The 23,071-nt window shown below is 73.0% G+C and carries 16 protein-coding genes; 7 read left to right on the plus strand and 9 right to left on the minus strand.

From position 1 onward, the window contains the following. Positions 1-12: 12 nt before the first annotated feature. From HDA31_RS12540 to HDA31_RS12550, 3 genes are all read right to left on the minus strand, one after another. Entirely contained in the window at positions 13-2,388 is a 2,376-nt protein-coding gene (locus HDA31_RS12540; RefSeq protein ID WP_178065194.1) for an extracellular solute-binding protein, read from the minus strand. Further along, positions 2,385-3,356: a ribokinase gene (locus HDA31_RS12545; protein WP_178065195.1), complete on the minus strand. Its 972-nt coding sequence runs from the start codon at positions 3,354-3,356 to the stop codon at positions 2,385-2,387. Before HDA31_RS12545 ends, HDA31_RS12540 begins: the two co-directional genes overlap by 4 nt. Positions 3,357-3,477: 121 nt before the next feature. Beyond that, entirely contained in the window at positions 3,478-4,071 is a 594-nt protein-coding gene (locus tag HDA31_RS12550; RefSeq protein ID WP_178065196.1) for an LOG family protein, read from the minus strand. Between the two features lie 151 nt (positions 4,072-4,222). On the opposite strand from HDA31_RS12550, the gene HDA31_RS12555 reads away from it, so the two are divergent. The 5 genes from HDA31_RS12555 to HDA31_RS12575 all read left to right on the plus strand — a co-directional run bounded on the left by HDA31_RS12555 (position 4,223) and on the right by HDA31_RS12575 (position 9,072). Next, positions 4,223-5,185: a dihydroorotate dehydrogenase gene (locus tag HDA31_RS12555; RefSeq protein WP_178065197.1), complete on the plus strand. Its 963-nt coding sequence runs from the start codon at positions 4,223-4,225 to the stop codon at positions 5,183-5,185. A 68-nt stretch (positions 5,186-5,253) separates the two neighbouring features. Beyond that, positions 5,254-5,703 carry a hypothetical protein gene (locus HDA31_RS12560; protein WP_178065198.1) on the plus strand — a complete coding sequence of 150 codons (450 nt, stop codon included), beginning with the start codon at positions 5,254-5,256 and terminating at the stop codon, positions 5,701-5,703. Between the two features lie 24 nt (positions 5,704-5,727). Then, positions 5,728-6,987: a Zn-dependent hydrolase gene (locus HDA31_RS12565; protein ID WP_178065199.1), complete on the plus strand. Its 1,260-nt coding sequence runs from the start codon at positions 5,728-5,730 to the stop codon at positions 6,985-6,987. Beyond that, positions 6,984-7,838 carry an iron-sulfur cluster-binding protein gene (locus HDA31_RS12570; protein ID WP_178065200.1) on the plus strand — a complete coding sequence of 285 codons (855 nt, stop codon included), beginning with the start codon at positions 6,984-6,986 and terminating at the stop codon, positions 7,836-7,838. Before HDA31_RS12565 ends, HDA31_RS12570 begins: the two co-directional genes overlap by 4 nt. Next, a complete protein-coding gene (locus HDA31_RS12575; protein ID WP_178065201.1) occupies positions 7,825-9,072 on the plus strand; it encodes a dihydroorotase in 1,248 nt (415 codons plus the stop codon). Before HDA31_RS12570 ends, HDA31_RS12575 begins: the two co-directional genes overlap by 14 nt. Before the next feature lie 29 nt (positions 9,073-9,101). On the opposite strand, the gene mmsB is transcribed toward HDA31_RS12575, so the two are convergent. The 3 genes from mmsB to chvE form a co-directional block, all read right to left on the minus strand. After that, a complete protein-coding gene (gene mmsB / locus HDA31_RS12580) occupies positions 9,102-10,355 on the minus strand; it encodes a multiple monosaccharide ABC transporter permease (protein ID WP_178065202.1) in 1,254 nt (417 codons plus the stop codon). Then, positions 10,355-11,890 (minus strand): multiple monosaccharide ABC transporter ATP-binding protein, encoded by a 1,536-nt coding sequence (mmsA, locus tag HDA31_RS12585; RefSeq protein ID WP_178065203.1) that lies wholly within the window; start codon positions 11,888-11,890, stop codon positions 10,355-10,357. The genes mmsB and mmsA overlap by 1 nt, the downstream gene beginning before the upstream one ends. 102 nt (positions 11,891-11,992) lie before the next feature. Continuing rightward, positions 11,993-13,117, minus strand: coding sequence for a multiple monosaccharide ABC transporter substrate-binding protein (gene chvE / locus HDA31_RS12590; RefSeq protein WP_141723980.1), 1,125 nt, complete (start codon positions 13,115-13,117; stop codon positions 11,993-11,995). 249 nt (positions 13,118-13,366) lie between these two features. On the opposite strand from chvE, the gene HDA31_RS12595 reads away from it, so the two are divergent. Next, entirely contained in the window at positions 13,367-14,398 is a 1,032-nt protein-coding gene (locus HDA31_RS12595; protein WP_178065204.1) for a serine hydrolase, read from the plus strand. Between the two features lie 46 nt (positions 14,399-14,444). Here the strand turns inward: HDA31_RS12595 and metH are convergent, their stop codons facing one another. Continuing rightward, positions 14,445-18,089, minus strand: a complete 3,645-nt coding sequence (gene metH, locus HDA31_RS12600) for a methionine synthase (RefSeq protein ID WP_260422039.1) — start codon at positions 18,087-18,089, stop codon at positions 14,445-14,447. Positions 18,090-18,239: 150 nt separating this feature from the next. On the opposite strand from metH, the gene HDA31_RS12605 reads away from it, so the two are divergent. Further along, entirely contained in the window at positions 18,240-19,109 is an 870-nt protein-coding gene (locus HDA31_RS12605) for an LLM class F420-dependent oxidoreductase (protein WP_074477191.1), read from the plus strand. 57 nt (positions 19,110-19,166) lie between these two features. Here HDA31_RS12605 and HDA31_RS12610 read toward each other — a convergent pair whose 3' ends face one another. Together HDA31_RS12610 and HDA31_RS12615 are read right to left on the minus strand one after the other, a co-directional pair. After that, positions 19,167-20,756: a xylulokinase gene (locus tag HDA31_RS12610; RefSeq protein ID WP_178065205.1), complete on the minus strand. Its 1,590-nt coding sequence runs from the start codon at positions 20,754-20,756 to the stop codon at positions 19,167-19,169. Between the two features lie 4 nt (positions 20,757-20,760). Beyond that, complete coding sequence (locus HDA31_RS12615) at positions 20,761-23,052, minus strand: aminotransferase class III-fold pyridoxal phosphate-dependent enzyme (RefSeq protein WP_178065206.1); 2,292 nt, start codon at positions 23,050-23,052, stop codon at positions 20,761-20,763. Positions 23,053-23,071 lie beyond the last annotated feature (19 nt).

The following is a 23,071-nucleotide window of genomic DNA, read 5'->3' on the forward strand; positions in this document are numbered from 1 at the left end:
GGGGCGGGCGCGCTACTTGTACTGGGACAGCTGCCGGGCGAGGGCGTCCTGCGCGGTGGCGAGGATCTGCGCCGGGTCGCCGCCGTTGCGGATGTCGGCGAACGCCTTGTTCACGATCGTCTCGAAGTCCACGTACCCCACCGAGGACGGCCGCCGGACCGCGTGCTCGTCGGTGTCGGTGGTGAGCAGGGTGCCGTACTGGGTGGTCTGCCGGGGGGCGATGCCGTCGATGTAGTGGATGTACTTCGGGTACGCCTTCTGGTTGACCGGCGGCAGGTTGAACTTCGTCGATGCGGACGTCGCGCCGTCCGTGGACAGCGACAGGTAGCGGGCGAACTCCTGCGCCGCGGTCGGGTGCTCGCTGACGTTGCTGACCCCGACGGCCCACGAGTCGGTCGGCGTGACGACCTTCCCACCCGCGGCGTACGGCAGCGGGGCCATGCCCCACTTGTCGGCGAGGCCGCTCTTCTGCAGGTCGGTGATGCGGGCCGGACCGGCGACGTAGAAGGCGACGGAGCCGTTCTTGAACAGGTCCGGCATCTGGGCGGACGCCAGGCCACGGGGGGACAGGCCGGAGGAGTAGAGCTTGCCGTACCAGTCGCCGAAGGCGCGCCACTGCGCGGTGTCGACGGCCGGGGTGAGGTTGCCGTCGCCGGCCAGCCCGGCGTCGCCGCCCATCGACATGATCACGGGCTGGAGGGCGTAGTAGGCGTCGACCTGCTCGAAGGCGAAGCCGTACTGGGCGCCGGCGGCCTTGGCCTTCGTGGCGGCCTCCAGGGTTTGGTCCCACGTCCAGCGGCTGGCGTTGTCCGGCCCGGGCTCGGCGATCCCGGCCTTGGCGAGCAGGGCCTTGTTGTAGAAGAGGAAGTTGTCGCTGGTCCACAGCGGATAGCCGTACTGCTTGCCGTCCCAGGTGACCGAGGAGATGCCGCCCGCGGTCAGGCTCTCCTTCATGGCCGGGGCGTCGGCGGAGACGTCCCGCAGGAAGCCCTGGGCGGCGAGGCCGGGCAGGCGCGGCGGGTCCACCGCGATGACGTCGATGGAGGTGTCCTTCGAGCCGAGCCGCGCCTGGGTCTGTGCCGCGATCTCGGCGAAGGGGATGATCTGCACCTCGACGTCGATGTTCGGGTGCTCCTCGTGGAAGGCCGCCACCGCCTCGTCGAAGACGCCCTTGTGCGGGGTGACGAACGTGATGGTGACGTCCGCGTTGGGATCGTCGTTGGCGGAGGAGCCGCAGGCGCTCAGCGCCAGGGCGGCGACCGCCAACGAAGCGCCGGCGATCCGGCCGACCTTCTTTGTCATGGTATGGTCCTCTTTCGATAGGGGGCCCCGGGTGTCGCCACCGACTGCCATCTGAGTCGACACCTGGTGGTTCTCTCTGTGGTGCGTGGTGCAGCCGCAGGAGCGGCGACGGAGGAGCTCGGTGTCGCACACGATGTGCCTTGGCTCCCCCGGGCTCGTGGGTCGGGTCAGGGCGACCGCGTGTCGCGCGATGCTGGCCAGCGGCTGACTGACGGTGGTCAGCGGTGGCACGCTGAACAGGGACTGCTCGGTGCCGTCGAAGGTCACGACGGCCAGTCCGTTCGGCACCGCCACGCCGGCGTCGGCTGCGGCAGCCAGGACGCCGAGGGCCTGCATCTCGTCGGTGACGAGCACCGCGTCGGCCGTTGCGCGCGCGAACAGGGCGACCGCCGCCTGGTAGCCGCCGGCCCGCGAGAACGGCGCCTCGAAGAAGAGGCTCTCGTCGTTGGGCAGGCCGTGCGCCTTGAGGGCCTTGCGCCACCCGCCGATCCGCTCGACGGACGTGAACAGGTGCGACGGGCCGGCGATGACGGCGATGCGGCGGTGGCCGTGCGCGATGAGGTGTTCGGTGGCCATGGCGGCGCCGTCGAAGTTGTCGACGACGACCGAGGAGATGTCGGAGAACCTGTCGCGCCGGTCGAGGGCGACGACCGGTATCCCGGCCCGGATCGCCGCCTCGACGGGTGAGTGGTGGCCCACCCCGACGTACAGCAGGCCGTCGACCTGCCGCTCGACGAAGCTGGTGATGAGTCGGGCCTCCCGCACGGCGCTCTCGGCGGAGTTGCCCACCAGGAGAACCTGCCCCTCCCGGAAGACCTCGTCCTCGATCGCCCTGGCCAGGGCGGAGAAGAACGGGTTGGACACGTCCGGCACGACCAGGCCGAGCACGCCGGAGCGGCCGCCGGCCAGGGCCTGCGCGATGGCGTTGGGTCGGTAGCCGGTCCGCTCGATCGCGTCGAGGACGCGCTGACGCGTGGCCGGTGCGACCGCGCGTGGTCCGTCGTTGACGACGTAGCTGACGACCGCCACCGAGGTTCCCGCCTCGCGGGCGACGTCCTGCCGGGTCACCCGGCGTGGCCCGGTCATCGCGGTGTCGCCTCGCGGCGCAGCACGTCGCCGGCCTGCTCCCACGTCGGGAAGGCCGAGGCTGCGCCCGGTCGGCTCACCGCCAGGGAGGCCGCCGCCAGGCCCCACCGGGCGGCCTCCGGCAGGGAGTGGCCCCTGGCGAGCGCGGCGGCCAGCGTCCCGGTGAAGCAGTCGCCGGCGCCCGTCGTGTCGGCGACCGTGGCGGCGAACGCCGCCAGGTGGTGAGCCGTCGGCCCGTCCGCGAGCACCGCGCCCTCGGCGCCGAGGGTGACGACGGCCGACCGGGGGCCGGCGGCGACGAGCCGGCGGGCCACCCCGAGCGCGTCGTCGACATCGTCGATGCGGGCCGGCCCGCCGTCGAGCAGTTCGAGCAGGTGGCCGGCCTCGTGCTCGTTGACCACGAGCGGATCGGCGCGGCGCAGCGTCCCGTGGTCGACCGGGACGACCGGGGCCAGGTTCAGCACGAATCTCGTGCCGGCCGCGCCGGCCGAGTCGGCCGCCCACGCGACGACCGCGGGCGGCACCTCGCCCTGGACCACCACGACGGCCGGCGGCGTCGCGTGGTCGCGGAGGTTCGCGTCGACCGTGGCCCGGTCGATTCGGTCCACCGGGCCGGGCTCGACGACGATCAGGTTCTCGCCGGTCGCCTCGACCACGACGGTGGCCCGCCCGGTGTGCCGGCCGGGGACGACGCCGACCTGCGTGACCGAGACGCCGTGGTTGGCCAGTGCGTCCCGGACGACCGTCGCGCTGGCGTCGTCGCCGACGACACCGAGCAGTTCGCAGGCAACGCCCATCCGGGCGATGGCCACCGCCTGGTTGGCTCCCTTGCCGCCGAGCCCGTCGCGGGCACGCCGGGAGATCACCGTCTCGCCCCGCCCTGGCAGTCGGGCGACGTCCAGCGAGCGGTCGTGGTGGATCGAGCCGATGACCAGGGCTTTTGGTGTCGCCCGCACCAAGTCGATCATTAGGGCGTTCCTTCCGGCCGGCGTGAGGTTCCGTAATCTACGCGCGTTGAATCTGCGCCGTCAACGGTTGTGGAAGAGTGGTTTCCAAACTGGTTTCGGCTGGTGGCGCGCCGGTCGGGGGTCAGGCGTCGGGGAGCAGCCGGGTGGCCCTGCCGGCTTGCGGCCCGCCGCCCGGGCCGGTCGGCGCACCGGCGCACAGGGCGGTGACATCGCGCGCGGTGGCGACGGTGGCGACGAGTTCGTGACGCGGCTGCCGCAGGAACCCCTGTGCGGCCATCTGGTCGAGCTGCCGCAGGAACGCGTCGAAGAAGCCGTGCGCGTCGAGCACCGCGCACCTGGCCCGGGTGAGGCCGAGCCGTCGCAGGTTGACCGCCTCGGTGATCTCCTCCAGTGTGCCGGGGCCGCCGGGCAGGGCGACGACGACGTCCGACAGCGCCAGGATGCGGGCCCGCCGGGCGGGACGCGAGGCGGTGACCTCCACCCGGGTCAGTCCCGGGTGCGGGGTCTCGTCGCCCGCGCCGGGAGGGGCCAGGACGCCGGTCACCCGGGCGTCGCGGGCCAGCGCCGTCCGGGCGGCAAGGCCCATGACGCCGTCCGCGCCGCCGCCGTAGACGAACTCGCAACCGTCGTCGGCGAGCGCGGAGACCAGCGACACCACGGCGGGGTGCAGCTCCTCGTGGCCGCTGGCCGCGCCGCCGTACAGACCGACCCGCACGGGTCCTCCAAGGGGGGGTGGGTGGCGGGGCCGCCGGCCGGCGGTGGGCTTGACACGCCGAACGGGGCGGCCGATACTCCGTAGCCTACTTGTGGAAGCAGGCTTTCCGCTAGGCGGAAAGTGTGGCGATTGTTCGACCGAGGGAGTGGGAGTGCAGCCATCCGCCCGGGAACCGGGTCCGTCCGACGATCTCCTCGGTGCCGCCGCCGGCGTCGATCTGTCCGTGCGCATCCGGGGCCTCGCCCTGACCTCCCCGGTGATGCCCGCCTCGGGCTGCTTCGGCCCGGAGCTGGGCCGGCTGCTCCCCATGCGGGAGCTCGCCGCCGCCGTCACCAAGACGGTCTTCCTCCAGCCCCGCGCCGGCAACCCGGCGCACCGGCTCACCGAGATCCCGGCCGGCGTCGTCAACAGCGTCGGCATCCCCAGCCGGGGCCCGCGCGGCTTCCTCACCCACCAGTACCCCGGCTACCGGGCGCTGCCCGCCCCGACGATCATCAGCATCGGCGGCCACTCCCCGGCGGAGTACGAACAGGTCGCGGAGCAACTCGGCGGGGCCGGGGCCGGATACGAGATCAACGTCTCCTGCCCCAACCTCGACACCGACGGCCGGGACATCGGCTCCGATCCGGTCGCGCTCGCCGAGACCGTGGCCCGGGTGCGGGCGGTCACCGACAAGCCGATCATCGCGAAGCTGCCCGTGATGGTGGCCTCCATCGCCGAGTGCGCCCGCGCCGCCCAGGAGGCAGGCGCCGACGCGGTCTGCGTGGCCAACTCGGTCCCGTCGCTTCCCCTCGAACCCGGCAGCCTGCGGCCGGCGCTCGGCAACCACGTGGGTGGCCTCACCGGCCCGCACATCCGCCCCATCGTCCTGCGGCTCGTCTGGCTCGCGGCCAGGGCCGTCGACGTGCCCGTCATCGCCTGTGGCGGAATCGCCACCGCGGATCACGCCCTGGAGTACCTCTCCGTCGGCGCGTCGGCCGTGCAGGTCGGCACCGCCAACTTCAGCCGGCCCACCGCCATGGTCGACGTCGTCCGTGGCCTGCGCACCCGGTGCCGCGCGGCGGGCGTCACCACACTCCCCGCCCTGCTGCGCACCGATCTCACGCTCGCCTGACCCAGGGCGAGCCCGCCCAGCCCGCCGCGCCCGGCCGCCGCCGCGCGCCGACCAGGAACGAGAAGAGCATGCCCGAACTCGCCGGCCTCTCCGCGCTCACCGCGCCGCTGGCCCGGACCGACGGCCCCGAACGGTGGTTCGACCTCGGCCACGACCCGCTGGCGTCCATCCGCCTCGGCGACGCGCTCGCCGCCGTCCTCTCCGCCCGCGCCGTGACCGCCGTCCTGCACTGGGAGGGCGAGGAGGAAGCGGTGCTCGCCCACGTCGTCGCGGCCGCGATGCGCACCCGCCGGGTCACCGTCGTGCAGGAACGCGGCCTCCTCTTCACCTCCGCCGACCTGCCCGACAGGTCGACCGTCGCCCTCGTCGCCACCCGGCTCACCAGCACCCGGGCCGTCACGCCGGTCGCCGCGATGATGCGCGAGCGGGGACACCGGCTCGACTGCGCGGTCACCCTGCAACCGCCCCGACTGCACCTGCCGGCCCCGCCGTCCGATCCGACGCCCGACGGTCACTAGCCCCCTCCGACAGCCAGGAGCACCATGTCCACCCTCGCCACCGTCCCCGCCCTGCAACCGGCCCGGCTGGAGGAGACGCTGCGGCGGTTCGCCGCCCTGTCCGAGCCCGGCGCGGGGGTCTCCCGCCTGGCCTACACGCGCCTCGAACGCCAGGCCCACGACCTCTTCGCGGCCCTGCTCGCCGACCTCGGCATCGCGTCGTACACCGACGCCGCCGGCAACACCATCGGCGAGCTGGCCCCCGACGCCGAGCCCCGCCCCGGCGCGATCGGCACCGGTTCCCACCTGGACAGCGTCCCGCACGGGGGCGCGTACGACGGGACCGCCGGGGTCGTGGCCGCCCTCGCGGTGGCCGCCGCCGCGCGGGCCGGCCGCCCCCGGCACCGCCCGTGGCGCTTCGTCGCCTTCGCCGCCGAGGAAGGCGCCCGGTTCGGGCAGGCGTGCAATGGCAGCCGGATCGTCGCCGGCCTCACCGACGCCGCCGACCTGCACCGGCTCACCGACCGCACCGGCACGACGATGGCCGCCGCCATGACCGAGTGCGGCCTCGCGCCGCAGCGGGCCGCGACGGCGCGGTGGGAGCCCCGGGACTGGCGGGCCTTCGTGGAGCTGCACATCGAACAGGGCACCGTGCTGGAGCGCCGGCGGGTGCCCATCGGGGTGGTCGACACCGTCTCCGGCTCGACCCGGCTGCGGGTCTGCCTGACCGGCGTGGCCGCGCACACCGGCGGCACCCCGATGGACGACCGCCGCGACGCGCTCGCCGCCGCCGCGGAGTGCGTGCTCGACTGCGAACGGCTGGCCCTGGCCGCCGCCGACGTCAACACCCGGATCACCGTGGGCACCCTCACCGTCGAACCCGGCGCGATCACCGTCATCCCCGGCCGGGTGATGTTCACCGTCGACGTCCGCGAGACCGACTACGACCGCCAACGCGCGGCGGCGCACGCCGTCGGCCAGCGGTGCCGCGCCGTCGCCGCCCGGCGCGGCGTCGACGTCGAGCTGGAGGAGCTGGCCGACACCCCGCCGGTGACCCTGTCCCGCGAGGTGACGGCGGCGGCCCGCGCCGCGGCGACCGCGCTGGGGCTGCCCGCCGAGGTGCTGGCCAGCGGCGCGAGCCACGACACCCAGCAGATCAGCCGGCTCATGCCGGCCGGGATCGTCTTCGTCCCCAGCCGCGGCGGGCTGTCCCACTCGCCCGAGGAGTTCAGCGCCGCCGACCAGGTCGCCGCCGGCGCGGCCGTGCTCCTGGAGACCATGTACCGGCTGGACGCGACGGCATGACCACGGTGCCACCGGCGGCCGTCCTGGACGTGCTGCCCACCCGCGATCGGCCGACGCCCGCCTGCGATCCGGCCGTCGTCGTCGACCACACGCCGCTCGCGCCGGCCATCCACCGGCTGGTGCTGCGCGCGCCCCGCGTCGCCGCTACCGCCCAGGCCGGCCAGTTCGTGATGCTCAGCGTGCCGCAGGCCACCGGGGAGCTGATCCAGCTGCCCCGGCCGATGGCCGTGCACCGCCGCCGGCCCGGCGGCGACATCGAGGTGGTCTACAACGTCCAGGGGCGGGGCACCGAGGCGCTGAGCCGGGTGCGGGCCGGTGACAGCCTCCCGGTCACCGGCCCCCTCGGCCGGGGCTTCGACCTCCCCGCCACCGCCGGCCCGCTCCTGGCGATCGGCCGGGGGATCGGGGTGTGTTCGTTCATGACCCTCGTCGAGGACGCCGCGGCCGCCGGCACGCCCAGCACCGTGGTCCTGAGCGCCCGCACCGACGACCGCGTCATCGGCCGCGCCGACTGCGCCGAGCTCGGGGCCGAGGCCATCGCCGTGACCGACCTCGACGGCACCAGCGCCGTCGGGGCCCTCGGCCGCGCGCTGGCCGCCCGGTTCGCCGACCGGCCCCCCGCCCTGGTCGTGGTGTGCGGCTCCCAGCGGCTCACCGGACTCGCCGTGACCCTCGCGGGACGGTGGCGGGCGTCGCTGCAGGTGTCCGTCGAGGCGCACATGGCCTGCGGCCTCGGCTACTGCCACGGCTGCGCCCTGCCCGGCCCAGCCGACCCGGAACGGGAGGGCCCCCTCGTCTGCTTCGACGGGCCCGTCTTCGCCGTGCAGGGGAACCCCGGTGCACCGGCTTGAGGCCGTCCGGCTGACGCCGGACGGCCCGCTGGTCGACGTCACCGTCGCCGACGGCGTGATCGGCGCGATCGAGCCCCGCGACGGCGGGCCGCCGGCCACCGAGCGGCTCGCCCTGCCCGCCCTGGTCGACCTGCACACCCACCTGCGCGACCCCGGCCACCCCGAGGCCGAGGACCTCCGCTCGGGTACGGCCGCCGCGGCGGCGGGCGGGTACTCGGACGTGTTCGCCATGGCCAACACCGCACCGCCCACCGACCGCGTGTCCCGGGTCGCCGCGCTGCTGGCGCGGGTGCCACGGGGCACCACCCGCGTGCACCCGGTGGCCGCGGTGACGCGCGACCTCGCGGGCCGGCGGCTCGTGGACGTGCCGGCGCTCGTCGCGGCCGGGGTGCGGGTCTTCTCCGACGACGGCCGCTGCGTCACGGACCCGTCCCTCGTCCGCGCGATGCTGGAGGCTTCCCGGGACCTCGGCGTCGTCTTCGCCCAGCACGCCCAGGACCCGCACGCCGTCGGGGCCGGCGTCGTCAACGCCCGGGTGGCGGCCCGGGCCGGCGCAGCGCCGTGGCCGGCGGCAGGCGAGGAACGCGTCGTCGACCGGGACCTGTCGATCGCCGCCGACACCGGTGGACACCTGCACGTCTGCCACCTCTCCACCGCCGGCTCGGTCGAGCTGATCCGGCAGGCGAAACGGTCGGGCGTCCGGGTCACCTGCGAGGTCACCCCGCACCACCTCGTCCTGGACGACGAGGCGGCGCTGCGCGCGGGCGGCCCGCTCAAGGTCAACCCGCCGCTGCGGGCCGCCGCCGACGTGCTGGCCCTGCGCGCCGCGCTCGCCGACGGCATCATCGACGTCGTCGCCACCGACCACGCGCCGCACCCGGCGGCGACGAAGGCGCGCGGTTGGGCCGACTCGGCGTTCGGGCTGACGGGGCTGGAGACGGCCCTGCCCATCGTCGCCACGGTGCTGCGCGCACCCGACACCGGTCTGGTCGACTGGGCGCGGCTCACCGAGGTGCTCTCCGTCGTGCCGGCCCGCATCGGCGGCATCGCGCGCCGGACGGGCCGCTCCGTGCGGGTGGGGGAGCCGGCCGATCTCTGCGTGGTCGAGACGGGTGTCCCGCAGCGCATCCGCGTCGACCGGCACCGCAGCCGGTCCCGGAACAACCCGTTCGGCGGCTGGACCGTGCGCGAGCGGGTCGCCCGTACCCTCGTCGGCGGTCGCGTCGCGCACTGACCGCGACCGCCGACGTGACCCCGCAGGCGTCAGCGGGCCGACCCGGCGCGGCGCTTGTTGTAGACGTCGAACGCGACGGCGACGAGCAGCACCAGGCCCTTCACCACCGACTGCATCGACTGGTCGACGCCCATGAGCTGCATGCCGTTGCTCATCACGGCCATGATCAGGCCGCCGACCATCGCGCCCACGACCGTGCCGACCCCGCCGGTGACCGCCGCGCCGCCGATGAACGCCGCCGCGATCGCGTCCAGCTCGAACATGTTGCCGGCGGCGGGCTGCGCGCCGTTGGACCGCGACGAGTAGATGATGCCCGCCACCGCCGACAGGAAGCCCATGTTGACGAAGACCCAGAAGTTGACGGTCTTCACCTTCACCCCGGAGAGCATGGCGGCGGGGAGGTTGCCGCCGATCGCGTAGACCTGGCGGCCGAACACGGTGCGCCGGGTCAGCAGCCCGTACGCGAGGACGAGCACCGCGAGGACGATCAGCACGATCGGCAGGCCCCGGGCGTGCGCGAGCTGCCAGGCGAAGTACATGACGACCGCGCCCACCAGCACGACCCGGGCGACGAACAGCGGGAACGACTCGACCGGCTGCTGGTAGCGGATGCGCGCCACCCGGGTGCGGAAGCCGCCGACCGCGTACCCGGCGACCGCCACCGCGCCGATGAGCAGGGTGAACGCGTCGAAGCCCTGGCCGCCGAGCAGCCCGTTGAGGAAGCCCGCCGCGATCTGCTGGTATTCGGCCGGGAACGGCGACAGCGAGATGTTGTCCAGCACCCGCAGGGTGAGGCCGCGGAACAGCAGCATGCCGGCGAGGGTCACGATGAAGGCGGGAATGCCCGCGTAGGCGACCCAGAAGCCGTGCCAGGCGCCGACGGCGAGGCCGACGGCCAACGCGGCCAGCACGCCGAGCCACCACGGGTGGCCCTGCTGGATGACGAGCACGGCGGAGACCGCGCCGGTGAGGGCGACCACCGAGCCGACCGACAGGTCGATGTGCCCGCCGATGATCACGATGACCATGCCGATGGCGAGCACCAGGATGTAGGAGTACTGCAGGACGATGTTGGTGATGTTGCCCGGGCTCAGCGAGACGCCGTCGGTCAGCACCGCGAAGAGCGCGACGATGACCACGAGGGCGACGAAGATGCCGCTCTGGCGCAGGTTGCGCATGATCAGCGTACGCGGGTCGCTGATGCCGGTGTGCAGGGCGAGGGCGGGGGCGGCGTCGTCGGCCGACGGGCGCTGCCCGGGGGAGGAGGATTTGATGTCGGTCATCAGGCCGGTTCCTTGTCCTTCGCCATGAGCTGCATGAGCTTCTCCTGGGTGGCCTCGCCCGCCGGCAGTTCGCCGGTGAGCCGGCCCGCCGCGAGCGTGTAGATGCGGTCGCACATCCCGAGCAGCTCCGGCAGCTCGGAGGAGATGAGCACGACCGCCTTGCCCTGCGCCACCAGCCGGTTGACGATCGTGTAGATCTCGAACTTCGCCCCGACGTCGATGCCGCGCGTCGGCTCGTCGAGGATCAGCACGTCCGGGTCGGTGAACAGCCACTTCGACAGGACGACCTTCTGCTGGTTGCCGCCGGAGAGCTTGCCGACCGTCGCCATGACGCTGGGCGCCTTGATGTTCATGTCGCGCCGGCTGGCCTCGGCGACCCGGATCTCCTCGTTGTCGTGCACCCAGCCGAGGCGGGCGAGCTTGCGCAGCGCCGCCGCCGAGACGTTGTGGCGGATGTCGTCGATGAGGTTGAGCCCGTACCGCTTGCGGTCCTCCGTGGCGTACGCGATGCCGTTGCCGATCGCCTCGGCGACCGTGCGCGCCCTGATCGGGCGGCCGCGCAGGAAGAGCCGGCCGCTGATGTCGCGCCCGTACGACCGGCCGAAGATGCTCATGGCCAGCTCGGTGCGCCCGGCCCCCATGAGCCCGGCGATGCCGACGACCTCGCCCGCGCGGACGGTGAAGCCGACGTCGTCGACCACCGTGCGGTCCTGGGTGGGGTGGCGCACCGTCCAGTTCTCCACCCGCAGCACCTCCTCGCCGGGGGACGACACCCGGTCGGGGTAGAAGCTGTGCAGGTCGCGCCCGACCATGCCGCGGATGATCCGGTCCTGGGTCACCTCACCCGCGCGCACGTCGAGCCGCTCGACCGTGCGCCCGTCGCGCAGGACGGTGATCGAGTCGGCGATCGCGGTGATCTCGCCCAACTTGTGCGAGATCATGATGCAGGTGATGCCCTGGTCGCGCAGCCGCCGCAGGAGGTCGAGCAGGTGCGCCGAGTCGACGTCGTTGAGGGCGGCGGTCGGCTCGTCCAGGATGAGCAGCTTCACCTTCTTCGACAGCGCCTTGGCGATCTCGACGAGCTGCTGCTTGCCGACGCCGAGCGCCGCGATCGGCGTCACGGCGTTCTCCCGCAGGCCGACGGACTCCAGCAGGGCCGCCGCGTCGGCGTTGGCGCGGTTCCAGTCGATGAGGCCGCTGCGCCCGCGCCGCTCGTTGCCGAGGAAGATGTTCTCGGCGATCGACAGGTGCGGGACCAGGGCGAGTTCCTGGTGGATGATGACGATGCCGTGGGTCTCGCTGTCGCGGATGCCCCGGAAGTGCACGGGCCGGCCGTCGAAGACGATCTCGCCGTCGTAGCTGCCCGCCGGGTACACCCCCGACAGCACCTTCATCAGGGTGGACTTGCCGGCGCCGTTCTCGCCGCAGATGGCGTGGATCTCGCCGCGCCGCACGGTGATCGAGACGTCCTGGAGCGCCGCCACCCCGGGGAACGTCTTGGTGATGGTGCGCATCTCGAGGATGGTGTCGCTCACGGGCATCCTCCCGCTGTTCGGGTCGTCGGGTGGCGTCGCCGGGCCGGGCCGGGCCGGCGTCCGCCGGGCCCGGGCGGTCGCCCGGGCCCGACGGAAACCGCGTTACTTCTTGGCCTGGCCGGCGGCGACCTCCTCGGCCGTCCAGTAGCCGGAGTCGACGAGGACGGGCTTGATGTCGTCCTTGAAGACGGTCTGGATCGGCAGCAGGTACGCCGGGACGACCTTGACCTTGTTGTTGTAGGTGGTGGTGTCGTTGGCCTGCGGCTCCTTGTCCTGGAGGAACGCCTCGGCGGCGATGGCGGCCTGCTCGGCCAGCAGCCGGGTGTCCTTGAACACGGTGGAGCTCTGCACGCCGTCGTTGATCAGCTTGATCGAGGCGATCTCGGCGTCCTGGCCGGTCACCACGGGCAGCTTCTTCTTACCCTTGCCGTAGCCGGCGTTCTGCAGGGCGGTGATGATGCCCCGGGAGATCCCGTCGTACGGCGACAGCACGCCGTCCACCGTGGACCCGTCGTTGTAGCTCGACGTCAGCAGGTCCTCCATCCGGGTCTGGGCGACCCCCTGCTGCCACCGGAGGGTGGCGATCTGCTCGATCTTCGTCTGGCCGGACTTCACCTTCAGCGTGCCGTTGTCGAAGAACGGCTTGAGGGTGTCCATCGCCCCGCCGAAGAAGTACTGCGTGTTGTTGTCGTCGAGCGAGCCGGCGAACAGCTCGATGGTGAACGGACCGGTCGCCGTGCCCTTCGAGCCGTCCTTGTTCTGCAGACCGAGGCCGACGAGCAGCGCGGTGGCCTGGGCGACGCCGACCTTGTAGTTGTCGAAGCTGACGTAGAAGTCGACGTTGGGGCTGCCGAGGATGAGCCGGTCGTAGGAGATGACCGGGATCTTCGCCTGGGCGGCGGCCTGGAGCTGACCGGTGAGCGCCGTGCCGTCGATCGCCGCGATGATCAGGACGTCCGCGCCCTGCGTGATCATCTGGTCGATCTGCTGCGACTGGGTGGGGATCTCGTCCCCGGCGTACTGCAGGTCGACCTTGTAGCCCTTGGCCTGCAGCTTCTCCTTCACCGAGTTGCCGTCGGCGATCCACCGCTCCGAGGTCTGCGTCGGCATCGAGACGCCGATGGTCAGGTCGGTGGGCTTCTTGTCGGCGGTGTCGCCGCCTCCGCCGGCCCCCTCGCCGCTGCACGCCGCGATGCTGAGCGCCAGCACGGCGCTGCCGAGTGCCATCAAGAATCTTCTGGACACAGGCTTCCCTCCCAGGACCTCGTGCCGAAAGTGCGGAGCGTGTCCACGCCCCGGTCAGTGTTAGCGCTCACATCCGCCTTGGTCAACATGTTTCGGGAAATGCCGGGGTCACGTTCTCGTAACAGCTCCGACCACTTCGGAGCCGGGCCGTTCGGAGCAGGGCGGACCCGCTGGGACACCGCTCGATCGACACGTCTGAGAGCATCGTGGGCGACCACTGGGGAGGCTCACATGAACAGCAACGTCACCCGCCGGACCGCGATCGGGCTGGGCGCGGCAGCCGCCGCGCTCGCCGCCACCGGCCGGCCCGCCGCCGCCGCCGAGGGCCGGGCGTCCGCCGCGCCGGCCACGGGGACCCGCGCCACCGGCGGCGTCGAGGTGATCCGGCGGACCTACCTCGAACAGAAGGCCGCGGCCGGCGGCGTGTGGCACTCGCACATCGCGATGGTCGACCGGGCCGGCACGCTCGCCACCGTCGTGGCCGACGACGCCGACCGCGTCACGCACGGCTACAGCGTGCAGAAGCTCGCCGTCGCCGTCGCCGTGATGGACAAGATCGACCGCGGGCAGCTCCGGCTGGACCAGCGGCTCGACCTGACCGCCGACATCATCCTCGGCGGCAGCGGCATCTACTTCCTGCAGACCGTCTGGGGCGACCAGGTCACCGTCGCCAACTTCCTCACCGCGATGCTGCTCGTCTCCGACAACACGGCCGTGCGGATGTGCGGCCGGGTGGTGCCGGCGCTGGAGATCAACGACATCCTCGCCGCGAAGGGGTTCGTCCACACCCGCGTCGAGCCCGTGGCCAACCCGAACCGGTTCTACCTCGGCGTCACCACGCCCCGCGAGACCCACGACCTGCTCTGGCGGCTGGCCAACAAGACCATCCTGACCCCGCGGTCCGCCGACTTCCTGCTCGGCATCCTGCGGTGGATCAACGGCTACCACGACGGGATCCGGCGCACCATGTCCTCGGCCGAGCGCAGCCGGGTCGCCACCAAGTACGGCGCCGACTACGACGAGCTGGGCGCGGCCCGGCACGAGGCCGGCATCATGTTCGACCCGGCGGGCGCGCCCACCCTGACCTACGCGCTGTTCGCCGACTCCCTCGGCGACCTGGACAACTACGGGTCGACCCACCCGGCGGTGCAGGCCCACGCGGTCCTCGGCCGGACCATGTTCGACGCGATCTGCACCACCACCAACCGCGCGGCCCGCGCCCGGCACCACGTCCCGCCGTTCCGCCCGGTCGACGGCGGCTGACCCCCGCCGGCCGGGCCCGCTGTCAGGCGGGCCCGGCCGGCGGGGGTCACGGCTCGTAGGCGAGGTTCGGGCGCAGCCAGCGCTCGACCTCGGCGAGGGCCACGCGACGCCGGGCCGCGTAGTCCTCGGCCTGGTCGCGGCCGATCCGCCCGACCGTGAAGTACCGCGAGTCGGGGTGGGCGAAGATGAGGCCGCTGACGGCGGCCGCGGGCGTCATCGCGTACGACTCCGTCAGGCCGATGCCCAGCGTCTGCGCGCCGAGCAGGTCGAACAGGTCCCGCTTCTCGCTGTGGTCGGGGCTGGCCGGATAGCCCAGCGCGGGCCGGATGCCCCGGAACCGCTCGGCGTGCAGGTCCGCCAGCGCCGGGGCGGCGTCGGGCTCGAACCAGTCGCGGCGGGCCCGCAGGTGCAGGTGCTCGGCGAACGCCTCGGCGAGCCGGTCGGCCAGCGCCTTGACCATGATGGCGCGGTAGTCGTCGTGCTCGGCCTCGTAGCGGGCGGCCAACTCCTCCGCGCCGTGCACCGCCACCGCGAAGCCACCCAGGTGGTCGCCGGCCGGCGCGACGTAGTCGGCGAGGCACCGGTTGGCCCGGCCGGTGGGCTTCGCGGTCTGCTGGCGCAGCATCGGCAGGCGCACCCCGGCGTCGTCGAGGACGATGTCGTCGCCCTCGGCGTGCGCCGTCCAGAAGCCGTACGCGCCCCGGGCGTGCAACGACCCGTCGGCGATGATCGCGTCGAGCAGGGTGTTGGCGTCGTCGTACAGCTCGCGGGCGACGGGCTGGTCGAGGATCGCCGGGAACTTCCCCTTCAGCTCCCACGCCAGGAACAGGAACTGCCAGTCGATCATCTCGCGCAGCTCGGTGAGGGACGGCTCGACGACGCGCACGCCGGTGAACGCCGGCACCGGCAGGTCGGCGAAGTCGACCCGCTCGCGGTTGGCGCGGGCCTGGGCGAGGGTGAGCAGCGGCTGGGCGTGCCGGTTGGCGTGCTGCTCGCGCAGCCGCTCCTGCTCGGCCCGGTTGGCCGTGTCGAGGGTCTGCGCGCGGTCGGCGTCGAGCAGGTCGGAGACCACGCCGACGACCCGGGACGCGTCGAGCACGTGGACGGTCGGCCCCTCGTAGGCGGGGGCGATCCGCACCGCCGTGTGCTGCCGGGACGTGGTGGCCCCGCCGATGAGCAGCGGCATCCGCAGCCCCCGGCGCTGCATCTCGCCCGCGACGGCGACCATCTCGTCCAGCGACGGGGTGATCAGCCCCGACAGGCCGATCGCGTCGGCGCCCTCGGCCACGGCGGTGTCCAGGATCCGCGCCGCCGGCACCATCACGCCCAGGTCGACGACCTCGTAGTTGTTGCAGCCGAGCACGACGCCGACGATGTTCTTGCCGATGTCGTGCACGTCGCCCTTGACGGTGGCGAGGACGACCTTGCCCTGCCCCTGCCCGGCGGCCCGCTCCTTGGTCATGTAGGGCTCCAGGTAGGCCACCGACCGCTTCATCACCCGGGCGCTCTTGACCACCTGCGGCAGGAACATCTTGCCCGCGCCGAACAGGTCGCCGACGACCTTCATGCCGTCCATCAGCGGGCCCTCGATGACGTCGAGGGGCCGGTCCAGCAGCAGCCGGGCCTCCTCGGTGTCGGCCTCGACGTGGTCGACGATGCCGTGCACCAGCGCGTAGGTGAGCCGCTCGGCGACCGGCGCGGCCCGCCAGGACAGGTCGACCTCCCGCTTCGTCCCCGAACCGGTGACGGTGGACGCGAAGGTGACCAGCCGGTCCGTGGCGTCGGGCCGGCGGTCGAAGATGACGTCCTCGACCAGTTCGAGCAGGTCCGCCGGGATGTTCTCGTAGACGCTGAGCTGACCGGCGTTGACGATGCCCATGTCCAGCCCGGCCCGCACGGCGTGGAGCAGGAACGCCGAGTGCATCGCCTCGCGCACCACGTCGTTGCCCCGGAAGGCGAACGACAGGTTGGAGATGCCGCCGCTGGTGCGCGCGCCGGGGCAGCGGGCCTTGATCAGCGGCAGGGCGTCGATGAACGCCTTCGCGTAGCCGTTGTGCTCGGCGATGCCGGTGGCCACGGCCAGCACGTTCGGGTCGAAGATGATGTCCTCGGGGGCGAAGCCGGCCTCGCCGACCAGCAGGTCGTACGCCCGCCCGCAGATCTCCACCTTGCGCGCGGTGGTGTCGGCCTGGCCCTGCTCGTCGAAGGCCATCACCACCACGCCCGCGCCGTAGCCGCGGATGGCCCGGGCCTGGGCGAGGAACGGCTCCGGGCCCTCCTTCAGGCTGATCGAGTTGACCACGCCCTTGCCCTGCACGCACTTCAGGCCGGCTTCGAGCACGCTCCACCGGGAACTGTCGATCATGATGGGGATCCGGGCCACCTCGGGCTCGGTGGCGATCAGGTTGAGGAACGTGGTCATCGCCCGCTCGCTGTCGAGCAGGTCGGCGTCCATGTTGACGTCGAGCAGGTTCGCGCCGCCGCGCACCTGCTCGACGGCCACGTCGACCGCGCCCTGGTGGTCGTCGGCCTCGATGAGCCGGCGGAACCGCGCCGAGCCGGTCACGTTGGTGCGCTCGCCGATCATCACGAAGCCGGTGTCGGGCCCGATCGTGAACGGCTCCAGGCCGCTGAACCGGGTCGCCGGGGGCTCCTCGGCGACCCGGCGCGGCGGCACGCCCCGCACCGCCGCCGCGATCCCGGCGATGTGCGGCGGGGTCGTGCCGCAGCAGCCGCCGACGATGTTGACCAGGCCGTCGCCGGCGAACCCGCCGAGCAGCGCGCCGATCTCCTCCGGCGTCTGGTCGTAGCCGCCGAAGGCGTTGGGCAGCCCGGCGTTGGGGTGCGCGGCGACGTAGGCGCCGGCCAGCCGGGACAGCTCCGCCACGTGTGGGCGCATCTCGGCCGCGCCGAGCGCGCAGTTGACGCCGACGACCAGCGGTTCGGCGTGCGCGATGGAGCGCCAGAACGCCTCGACCGTCTGCCCCGACAGCGTGCGGCCGCTCAGGTCCACCACCGTGACGGAGATCCACAGCGGCAGGTGGGGGGCCGCCTCGCGGGCCGCGGCGATCGCGGCCTTCGCGTTGAGCGTGTCGAAGATCGTCTCCACCAGCAGCAGGTCGACCCCGCCCTCGGCGAGCGCCGCCATCTGCTCCGCGTACGCGGCCTTGACGTCGTCGAACGTGACCGCCCGGTACGCCGGGTCCTCCACCCGCGGCGACAGCGACAGGGTGACGTTGAGCGGGCCGACGGAGCCGGCGACGAACCGCCCGCCCGCCTCGTCCGCGGCCTGCCGGGCGAGCTGCGCGCCGCGCACGTTCATCTCGCGCGCCAGCGCCTCCAGGCCGTAGTCGGCCTGCCCGATGCTCGTGGCGGTGAACGTGTTGGTGGTGGTGATGTCGGCCCCGGCCGCCAGGTATTGCCGGTGCACGTCGAGGATCAGGTCCGGGCGGGTCAGGTTGAGCAGGTCGGGGTCGCCGGTGACGTCGCGGGGATGGTCCGCGCCGATCAGGTCGCCCCGGTAGTCGGCGGGGGAGAGCTTCGCGCCCTGCAACATCGTGCCCCAGGCGCCGTCGAGCACCGCGATGCGCTCGGCCAGCAACCGCCGCAGCGCCGCAACCGCACCTGAACCGTCGACGGACGAACCCACACCGACCACCCCCGAAGTCTCGGAGGCGCCCTTGGTCCACATGCTCCCAGGTCGAGCGTGGCGGGCCGGGCCCGTCGCAGCGCCTCTCGGCCTGGTATCGAGAGACTACCGGATACCGGCCCAGAACCGTCGAATCGATCCCACCCAGTGCGACGGCCCGATCGCCACTAGGCTCGACCCGGAGGTGTGGAGATGAAACTCGGACTGCACTACTGGACGTTCTCGACCCCGGCCGACGCGGCGGCGATCGCGCCGACCCTGGCCGAGACCGCCACCCTCGCCGAGCAGGCGGGGTTCGCGTCGTTCACCGTGATGGACCACTACTTCCAGATGGAGGCCCAGGCCCCGGCCGAGGAGCCGATGCTGGAGGCGTACACGACCCTCGGCTACGTCGCGGCGCTGACCCGGCGGATGACGCTGGGTGTGCTGGTCACCGGCGTCATGTACCGCCACCCGGGCCTGCTCGCCAAGATCGTCACGACGCTGGACGTGCTCTCCGGCGGCCGGGCCCGCCTCGGCATCGGCGCGTCCTGGTACGAGCGGGAACAGCGCGGGCTCGGCGTGCCGGTCGTGCCGGTGGCCGAGCGGTTCGAGCGGCTGGAGGAGACGCTGCGCATCTGCCGGCAGATGTTCAGCGACGACGACGGGCCCTTCGAGGGCCGCCACTACCGGCTGGCCGAGACGCTCAACTCGCCGCAGCCGCTGCGCCGCCCGCACCCGCCGATCATGATCGGCGGCGGCGGCGAGCGCAAGACGCTGCTGCTGGTCGCCCGGTACGCCGACGCGTGCAACCTGTTCGGCTCCAGCCCCGACGACGTGGCCCGCAAGCTGGACGTGCTGCGCGGCCACTGCGCCGCCGAGGGCCGCGACTACGACGCCATCGAGAAGACGGCGATCGTGCTGCGGCCGCCGCTGGCCGACGTCGACGCGTTCGTCGCCGACGTGGCCGCGTACGCCGCGCTCGGGGTGACCGAGGTGCAGACGATGCCGGACCGGCACCCGGTGGAGTTCACCCGGCGGATCGCCGACGAGGTGCTGCCGAGGCTGGCCGACATCGGCTGACCGGCCGCCCGGCTGACCGGCCGCGCGCCCCGCCCGGCGGCGCGCGGGCCGGCCGGTCTACCGGCGCAGCCGCCGGTAGACCGGGGCCAGCCGCCGGTGCAGCAGGCGGTAGACGTCGAAGATCTCGTCGTACGTGGCCCGGTGCGCGGGCGTCGGCGCGAACACCCGGTCGCTGCGCATCAGCCCGGGCAGGTCGCCGAAGCCGACCATCCCGGTGCCGACCGCGCCGATCCAGCCCGCGCCCCGGGCGTTGACCGCCAGGGGGTTCGCGTCGCGCCGGATCTCGACGCCGAGCACGTCGGCGAAGATCTGGCACCACGAGTCCGACAGCGCCCCGCCGCCGGTGATCGCCAGCGAGGTGACCGGCGCGCCGAGGAACCGGTCGACGGCCCGGAACAGCCACCGGGTGTTCAGGGCGACGCCCTCGAAGACCGCCCGCAGCAGGTCGGAGCGGTTGGTGTCCAGCGAGATGTTGAGGAACGCCGCGCGCAGGTGCGGGTCGTCGACCGGGGCGCGTTCGCCGTAGAGCCACGGGGTGTAGATGACGCCGTTCGCCCCCGGCGGCACCGTCGGGATGATCCGGTCGAACGCGTCGAAGATCGTGCCCTCGTCGCGGCTGACGTGCCCGGCGCCCAGCAGCGGGTCGTCGTACTCGACGACCTTGTCGCGCAGCCACGTCAGGTTGGCCCCGGCGGTGGCCTGCAACGCGGTCATCAGGTAGCGGTCGGGGATGGCGCACGGCACCGCGGCGATCCCGGCGACCACGTCGGTCTTCTTCGCCGGCACGTGCGCGGCGACCCACGACGAGGTGCCGAGATAGAGGTGCGGCTGGTTGTCGCCGGTCGTGCCCGCCCCGATCGCGGCGGCCGTGTTGTCGATGGCCCCGGCCACCACCCGCACCGACCCCGGCAGGCCCAGGTGCGCGGCGGCGGCCGGCGACAGCGTGCCGATCACGTCGGTGCAGGCGACGATCGGCGGCAGCTTGTCCCGGTCGATGCCGCAGTCGGCGACCAGGGCGGGGGAGTAGCGGACGTCGCCCGGCCGCCGGTTGTCGGTCACCCACGAGGTGAGGATCGAGTCGACGGTGGCCACCGTCCGCCCGGTCAGCTTCAGGTTGATCCAGTCGAGCACGTTGAGGAACGACGCGGTGCGCGCGTACACCTGCGGCATCTCGTCGCGGACCAGCAGCATGTGCGCCGCCGGGTCCTTGCCGGTCGGCGACGGCATGCCGCCGGTGAGCCGCAGCCAGCGGGCGATCCGACGCGCCGACAATCCGTGGTACGCGGGAAAGCCGCCGAACTGGCGGCGCAGGTTCGCCGCGCCCCGCATGTCCAGCCAGCTGATGCACGCCGTCAACGGCTCACCGGCCGCGTCGACGGCGATGGTCCCCTCGCCCTGCGTGGAGGCGCACACCACGGTGACCGCGCGCAGGTGCTCGGGGTGGGCCCGGCCCAGGTCGGCGGCGACCTGCCCGAGCGCGTCCCACCAGGCGCGGGGATCCTGCTCGGCCCCGCCGCCGGGCAGCACCCGCAGCGGCACGGCCCGCTCGGCCCAGCCGGTGACGGTGCCGTCGGCGGCGACGAGGGCGGCCTTCATCCCCGAGGTGCCCAGGTCGATCGCGAGCACCTGCGGTGCCGTGGCTGCCACCTGATCAGACCCCTTCGACCAGCGCGAACACCTGGTCGAACCGCGCGAGCGCGTCGTCGATGACCTCGTCGGTGTCGGCCATCGAGGTGTACATCCGCGAGCCGGCCAGGGTGATGATGCCGTGCGCAGCGTACGCCGCGCCCATCTGCTCCATCAGCCGCTTGCGGGCCTTGTTCTCCTTGAGCAGCTTCACCGGGTGGCGCATGTCCAGCAGCATGACGCCGCTGCACTCCAGGTGCACGATCGAGCCCTGGTTGTAGGCGACGTACGGCAGGCCGTAGCGGTCGATGAGCCGTTGCAGGCCCCGGGTGAGCCGGTCGCCGGCCCGCCCGGCGATGACCGGCGCGTTCGTGCGCGCCATCTCCTCGATGGCGAAGTAGCCGGCCGCGCAGGACAGCGGGTTCGCCGACAGGGTCCCGCCGACCTGGATGTGCGCGCCGCTCTTGCCGTCCAGGCCGGAGCCGAAGACCGCCATCACGTCGGCGCGACCGCCGACGCCGCCGGCCATCGGGTACCCGCCGGAGACCGCCTTGCCCAGCACCGTCAGGTCGGGGGTGACGCCGAAGTAGCCGGCCGCGCCGCCCAGGCCGAGGCGGAACCCGGTGACCACCTCGTCGAAGACCAGCAGCGCGCCGAACTCGTCGCAGAGCTGGCGTACCTTGGCGTTGAAGTCGCGCGGCACCGGCCGGGTGCCGGACTCCGGGCCGACGGGCTCGACCACGACGGCGGCCGTGCCGCCCCGCAGCCGGTTCTCGATCAGCTTGCGTCGCAGCTGCCCCAGGTCGTGCGGGAACGCCTCCCGGGTGCGGCTCGTCGCGCCGAAGGGGATGCCCTTGGCGTTCATCCGGTAGGTGCCGGGCACCCGCAGCCCGTAGACCATCGTGTCGGACCAGCCGTGGTACGCGCCGCCGACCTTGATCACCATCTTCTTGCCGGTGAACGCCCGCGCCCCGCGCACGGCGGCCATCACCGCCTCGGTGCCCGAGCCGAGCGCCCGGTACATCTCCACGTGCGGCAGGTACCGGTGGATGATCTCGGCGAGCTTCAGCTCGTACTCGTGGAACAGGCCGGTGACCGGCCCGGACGCCCGAACCACCTCCGCGACCCGCTCGTTGACCGGCCCGTAGTTGCTGCCCAGGATCGTCGGGCCGCCGGCCTGGAGGAAGTCGATGTAGGTGTTGCCGTCGCGGTCGACCAGGTGCGCGCCCTCGGCCCGCTCGATCGCCAGGGGGAACGGGTAGTTGAACGCCAGGTTGTGCTGCACGCCGCCGGGGATGCGCCGCTTCGCCCGGTCGGTGATCTCCCGGCTGGCCCGGCACTTGGTGTCGTAGTAGTTGAGCACGTCGAGCAGCGCGTCGTGGCGCAGCCCGCGGATCGGCTGGGCGACCAGCGCCCTCAGCCGGCGCAGCACGTCGTCGACGTCGGGATACTCGCTGATCGCGTAGCCGAGCCGGGCCGCCTCGCCGCCTTCCGTCTTCCCCTCGCTGGGCGCGGCGAGCTTTCCCTCGGTGGGCGCGGCGGGCTTTCCCTCGGTGGGCGCGGCGAGCGCGGCGGCCGTCGCGTCGGCGCTGGGCAGCTCCTCGTCGGCGGGCACCCGCAGCGGCGACACCGCCTCGGTGATCTGGGCGGCGATCCGCTTCTCGTCGGCGCGCAGCTTGCCGAAGGCGACCTCGCGGATCGCCGTCGGGATCGTGTAGACCTTCCCCGTCTCGGTGGTCAGCGCCAGCAGGTAGGCGATCGACACCTTCTCCAGCAGCGCCATGTTGAACACCGCCCGGTCCGGGTCCGTGCCGAGGGCGACGATCCCGTGGTTGGCGATGATGAACGCGTTGTCCCCGCCGGCGACCTTCTTCTGCACGTTCCTCGCCAGGAACCCCGTGCCCGACGGGGCGTAGTCGACGATGGCGACCCGCTTGCCGAGGAAGCGCACCTGCTCGTCGGTGAGCGCCGGGATCGGCCGGCGCAGGAAGGCCAGCGCCGAGGCGTACGGCTGGTGGGTGTGCACGATCGCGTTGACGTCCGGCCGCTGCCGGTAGATGTTGGCGTGCATCCCGCACTCGATCGACGGCGCGAGGCCCGTGCCGGAGTCGTCGGGCACGTGCTTTCCGGCGAAGTCGACGATGCAGACGTCCTCGACGCGCATCCGGTCGTAGTCGTAGTTGCTGGGGGTGACCGCGTACAGCTCGTGGCCGGGCACCCGGACCGACACGTTGCCCTCCGTGGCCTTGAGGTAGCCACGGGCGAGCATGGTGCGGCACATGTCGACGACGTGCTGGCGGGACGTGCGGTGCTCCACGGCGCTCTCCTCGGTCGGG

Source organism: Micromonospora carbonacea (genome assembly GCF_014205165.1).
GTDB classification, from domain to species: Bacteria; Actinomycetota; Actinomycetes; order Mycobacteriales; family Micromonosporaceae; genus Micromonospora; species Micromonospora carbonacea.